Raw genomic sequence first — 4,897 nt, forward strand, 5'->3', positions numbered from 1 at the left:
TTGGCGCTGTTGATGCGCATGCCGGTGGACAGGCGCTCCATCGAAAGGCCCAGGGTCTTGGTCGCGCTGTTGGATGCGTTCGCCGCGCGTATCGCGTTGATGTTCGTATTGATAACGGTCATGACAAGTACCTCCACTCTGTCTGCCGGAACGATCCGGCGCGGACCTGCTGGTCCCGGGGCAAAGACCGGTGTGGAAGCGGGGGGTTTCAGGGCATCCGTGTCAGTACGTAGACCGCGGGCAAAGATCGCTTCAGCATGACCCCTGCCAATCATATGATTGTTTTAGCTTGATAATCCCCAATCCTCGCCGTTTCAGGCAGCGGCGCATCGGGAAACGCGACAGGCCATGGCTTGCCCCGCGTTCCAGTTCCGTTCTATGCGGAACGGATGGCTGCCCTTACCCTTCCCGCGCTCCATGCCAGCCATGGCGGCTGCTGGCTGCGCGATGCCTCGCTGACGGGCAGCCCGTCCACGCGCGCGGTGGGCAAGGGCGATGCGATCATGGCTGCGGCCGATACGCCGCTGCTGCTGCTCAACGCCCCGCTGGTGGCGAGCCGGCTGGGTTATCCGGACCTGTCCGGGCTGGACCTGCTCGAACTCTATGCCTTCGTTCACCCGGCGCGATTCGTGGTGCCCACGCCCAAGGGCCTTGCCCATGCCCTGAATCTTGCGGAGCCGGCCAGCGACGATGCCGTGCCGCTGCTGTTGCAGGAAGCGGCGGAGGCCCTGCTGGCGGCGTGCGAAAGCCCGGACTGGGCCGAGCGCGAAGGCGCCTGGACGGCGCTCCAATCGCTGGTACGGATGCGCTGGCCCTGGGCAACGCTGCTTGCCCCCCGCATCCGGCGGCCCGAACGCGCCGAACGCTGGCTGTTCACGCGTCTGCCCGAATGGGAAGAAACGGCCGAACGCCCGCAGCCGGCGCAGGTAACGCTGTCCGGGGAGGACGTGGAGCAGCGGCTTGCCGTGCTGACCGGGCGCGACGCCGAAGCGCGCCCCGCCCAGCGCGCCTATGCGCGCGAGGCCGCCGGGATGTTCGCGCCGCGCCCGCCGCGCGGCACCGGTGCGGGCCAGCCGCACATGCTGCTGGCGCAAGCCGGGACCGGCACCGGCAAGACCTTCGGCTATCTCGCCCCCGCCTCGCTATGGGCGGAGAAATCGGGCGGCACCGTGTGGGTTTCGACGTATACCAAGGCCCTGCAACGGCAATTGCGGCGCGAAAGCCGGCGCGCGTTCCCGGCTGAGCGCCATGGCAAGGCGCCGGTGGTGGTGCGCAAGGGGCGCGAGAACTACCTGTGCCTGCTGAACCTGGAAGACGCGCTGCAGGGCGGCTTCGCCGGGCGCGCGGCGATCATGGCGCAACTTGTCGCGCGCTGGGCCGCCTATAGCCAGGACGGCGACATGATCGGCGGCGATCTGCCCGGCTGGCTGGGCACGCTGTTCCGCAAGCGCGGGATCAGCGCGCTGACCGACCAGCGTGGCGAATGCGTCTATGCCGGCTGCCCGCACTACCGCAAATGCTTCATCGAGCGCGCCGTGCGCGCCTCCGCCGATGCGGAACTCGTGATTGCCAACCACGCGCTGGTCATGGTCAACGCCGCGCGGGGCCGCGATGCCGCCCAGCGCCCCACGCGGATCGTGTTCGACGAAGGGCACCATGTGTTCGAAGCCGCGGATTCGACGTTCTCCGCCGCCCTTACCGGCGCGGAGACGATCGAGCTGCGCCGCTGGGTGATCGGCCCCGAAGGCAAATCGCGCGGGCGGCGGCGCGGGCTTTCGGCGCGGCTGGCCGACGTGGCGAGCTATGACGAGGAAGGCGCGCGGGCGATTGCGCAGGCGCGCGAGGCGGCGGAGGCGCTGCCCTCCGACGGATGGCTGGCGCGGCTGCAGGAAAACGCGCCGATCGGCCCGCTCGAAGCCCTTCTCGCCGCGACGCGCGCGGTGGTCCATGCCCGCGATGAAAGCGGCGGGCAGGAAGCCGGCTATGGCCTGGAAACCGAGATCGCGCAGATGGACGGCGCCTTCATCGAGGTTGCCGGGCGCGCGCAGGAAGCACTCGAGGCGCTGCGGCAGCCCCTCGCCCGGCTGGCGTTGCGGCTGGAAGCGATCGTGGAGGACGGCCCCGACTGGCTCGACGGGCCGGCGCGCGCACGGATCGAGGGCGCGCGCGGCGCCATCGGCTGGCGGACCGATCTGGTCGCCGGGTGGATCGCCCTGCTCAGCCGCCTCGGCGGCCCCGCTGATCCCGATTTCGTCGACTGGCTGGCGGTGGAACGCTCCGACGGGCGCGAGTGGGACATCGGCCTCTATCGCCACTATCTCGATCCGATGAAGCCGTTCGCCAACACCGTGCTGGCGCCCGCGCACGGGGTGATGATGACCAGCGCGACCTTGCGCGACCGGGCCGGTGGCGGTCGGGGGGATTCACCCGACAACGGCGACTGGGACAGCGCGATCCGCCGCAGCGGCGCGCCCTGGCTCGACATGACCCCGCGCCTGTTCTCGGCGGAAAGCCCGTTCGATTATGCCAGCCAGGCCGAAGTGCTGATCGTGACCGACGTGCCCAAGGGCGATATTCCCGCGCTGGCCGGCGCCTATGCCCGGCTGATCGAGGCATCGGGCGGTGGCGCGCTGGGCCTGTTCACGGCGGTGCGCCGGCTGCGCGCGGTCTATGGCCGCATCGCCGACCGCCTCGCCCGCGCCGGGCTGCCGCTCTATGCCCAGCATGTCGATCCGATCGATACGGGCACGCTGGTCGACATCTTCCGCGACGATCCACGCGCCTCGCTGCTGGGCACCGACGCGCTGCGCGACGGCGTGGACGTGCCGGGCCATTCGCTGCGTCTGGTGATGATGGAACAGGTGCCCTGGCCCAAGCCGTCGATCCTTCACCGCGCGCGCCGTCTGGCCGGTGGGGGGCAGGCATATGACGACCGCATCATCCGCGCGCGGCTCGCGCAGGCCTTCGGGCGGCTGATCCGTTCGGCCGACGACAGGGGCTTTTTCGTGGTGCTGTCCTCCGCCTTCCCGTCGCGCCTGCTGGGCGCCTTTCCGCCCGGCACGCCCGTTCGCCGCGTCACGCTCGATGTGGCTTTACAAAGCGTGGCGGGCGGTGTTTCTGGAGCTTCGGCAACCATCGCCAACGCCGGCGCCAGCGCCGGATCTGCCGGGGATTTTTCGTGAAGACGCTTGCGCTTTTCCGTCACGCCAAATCAGACTGGTCCGACGCGCGCGCGCGCGATTTCGACCGGCCATTGAACGATCGCGGCATCAAGGGCGCGCAAGTGATGGGGCGCTTCATCCGCGATGGCGGCTGGCGCTTCGACCGGCTGCTCGCCTCTCCCGCCGTGCGCGTGGCGGAAACGATCGAGCAGGCGAGCACGGCGTGGGGCCACGGCTTTCCGGTGGAATGGGACCGGCGCATCTACCTGGCCAGTTCGGCCACGCTGATGGACCTGCTGCGCGAAGTGGAAGGCGATCCCGCCAGCATCCTGATGGTGGGGCACAATCCCAGCCTGGAAGACCTGATCTTCGATCTGGTGCCCGACGATGGCAGCAGCCCGTTGCGCGACGTGGTGGAACAGAAGTTCCCCACCGCGACCTTCGCTGTGCTGGAACTGGATATCGACCGCTGGTCGGACATTGACGAAAACTGCGCGCGGCTGGTGGCGCTTACCCGCCCGCGCGATCTTGACCCCGCGCTGGGACCGGTCTTGATCGACTAAACGGCTTCGGCTTCCGCGAGCGCGCCGGCAAGCCCATCGCGCACCGCTTCCAGACGGCCGTACAGCACGCGCAGAGCCGAAAGGACATCCTCTGCCCGCGCAAGCTCATCGCTGCTGGCCGGCGCCGGATCGGACACGAACGGAACCGCGACAGGCCGCGCTCCACGCGCCTTGCCCCCGAGCGCCTGCCGCGCCCCGCGGATGGTATAGCCTTCGCGGTGTAGCAAGCGGTCGATCTCGGAAACGAGCGCCACATCCTCCGCGCGGTAATATCGCCGCCCACCAGCCCGCGTCAGCGGGCGCAGCATGGGAAACTGTTCTTCCCAGTACCGCAGGACATGGGGCCGTATGCCCAGCCCCCTGGCCACCTCACCGATGGTGCGGAGCGCGCCAGGATCCTTGCCGTCCTGGAAAACAGAGACGCCCCGGCCGCTCATCCACCGGCGCAGATGCGATCCTTGAGCATCTGGCTGGCACGGAAGGTCAGCACCCGGCGCGGCGTGATCGGCACTTCGATACCGGTCTTGGGATTGCGCCCGATCCGTTCGGTCTTGTCGCGCAACAGGAAAGTGCCGAAGCCTGAAATCTTGACGTTCTCGCCCGTGGCCAGCGCGTCGCTCATGTGCGTCAGGATCGATTCCACCATGTCCAGCGAATCCGCGCGCGACAATCCGACGCGCCGGTTGATGCTTTCCGCCAGATCAGCCCGGGTCAAAGTGCCTATCGATCGCATCCGTTTGGTTCCCCCAATGCAAACCCCTCCGTCACACCATAATGCAAAACGTCTGCATGGCAATGCAATGCCTTGGGGTTGAAGGGAATTCGGATGAAATCTCCGCGATCAGACGCGCGCGAGGCAGGCACCCCAGGTGAAACCGCCACCCATCGCCTCCAGCATCACAAGGTCGCCAGGCTTGATCCTGCCATCGCGCGCCGCCGTGTCATAGGCGAGCGGCACCGAGGCGGCGCTGGTATTGGCATGGCGATCCACCGTGACCACGACCTTTTCCGCCGGCAGCCCCAGCTTGCGCGCGGTCGCGTCGAGAATGCGGAAATTCGCCTGATGCGGCACCACCCAGTCGATGTCGGACGGCGCGTAACCCGATGCCGCCAGTACCTCTTCCAGCACCGAAGCAAGATTGACGACGGCGTGGCGGAATACCTCGCGCCCCT

At 68.3% G+C, this 4,897-nt stretch carries 5 protein-coding genes and 1 pseudogene; 2 read left to right on the forward strand and 4 right to left on the reverse strand.

The genetic code is table 11. The features are described 5' to 3' along the window. Positions 1–122 (reverse strand): annotated as a pseudogene (locus tag B3547_RS21595) (flagellin FliC); the annotation flags it as partial. A 267-nt stretch (positions 123–389) separates the two neighbouring features. Between B3547_RS21595 and B3547_RS21600 the strand changes: the two are divergent. Next, positions 390–3,182, forward strand: coding sequence for an ATP-dependent DNA helicase (locus tag B3547_RS21600; protein WP_292966950.1), 2,793 nt, complete (start codon positions 390–392; stop codon positions 3,180–3,182). After that, positions 3,179–3,724: a SixA phosphatase family protein gene (locus tag B3547_RS21605; protein WP_124807972.1), complete on the forward strand. Its 546-nt coding sequence runs from the start codon at positions 3,179–3,181 to the stop codon at positions 3,722–3,724. The genes B3547_RS21600 and B3547_RS21605 overlap by 4 nt, the downstream gene beginning before the upstream one ends. On the opposite strand, the gene B3547_RS21610 is transcribed toward B3547_RS21605, so the two are convergent. The 3 genes from B3547_RS21610 to B3547_RS21620 form a co-directional block, all read right to left on the reverse strand. Beyond that, a complete protein-coding gene (locus tag B3547_RS21610) occupies positions 3,721–4,161 on the reverse strand; it encodes a MerR family transcriptional regulator (protein ID WP_124807973.1) in 441 nt (146 codons plus the stop codon). The two genes, B3547_RS21605 and B3547_RS21610, sit on opposite strands and share 4 nt — an antisense overlap. Further along, positions 4,158–4,457 (reverse strand): integration host factor subunit alpha, encoded by a 300-nt coding sequence (locus B3547_RS21615; protein ID WP_124807974.1) that lies wholly within the window; start codon positions 4,455–4,457, stop codon positions 4,158–4,160. The genes B3547_RS21610 and B3547_RS21615 overlap by 4 nt, the downstream gene beginning before the upstream one ends. A 108-nt stretch (positions 4,458–4,565) precedes the next feature. Continuing rightward, the coding region (locus B3547_RS21620) for a 3-oxoacyl-[acyl-carrier-protein] synthase III C-terminal domain-containing protein (protein ID WP_292966956.1) at positions 4,566–4,897 on the reverse strand (332 nt) is incomplete at its 5' end.

This window comes from Novosphingobium sp. UBA1939 (genome assembly GCF_002336885.1).
GTDB lineage: Bacteria > Pseudomonadota > Alphaproteobacteria > Sphingomonadales > Sphingomonadaceae > Novosphingobium.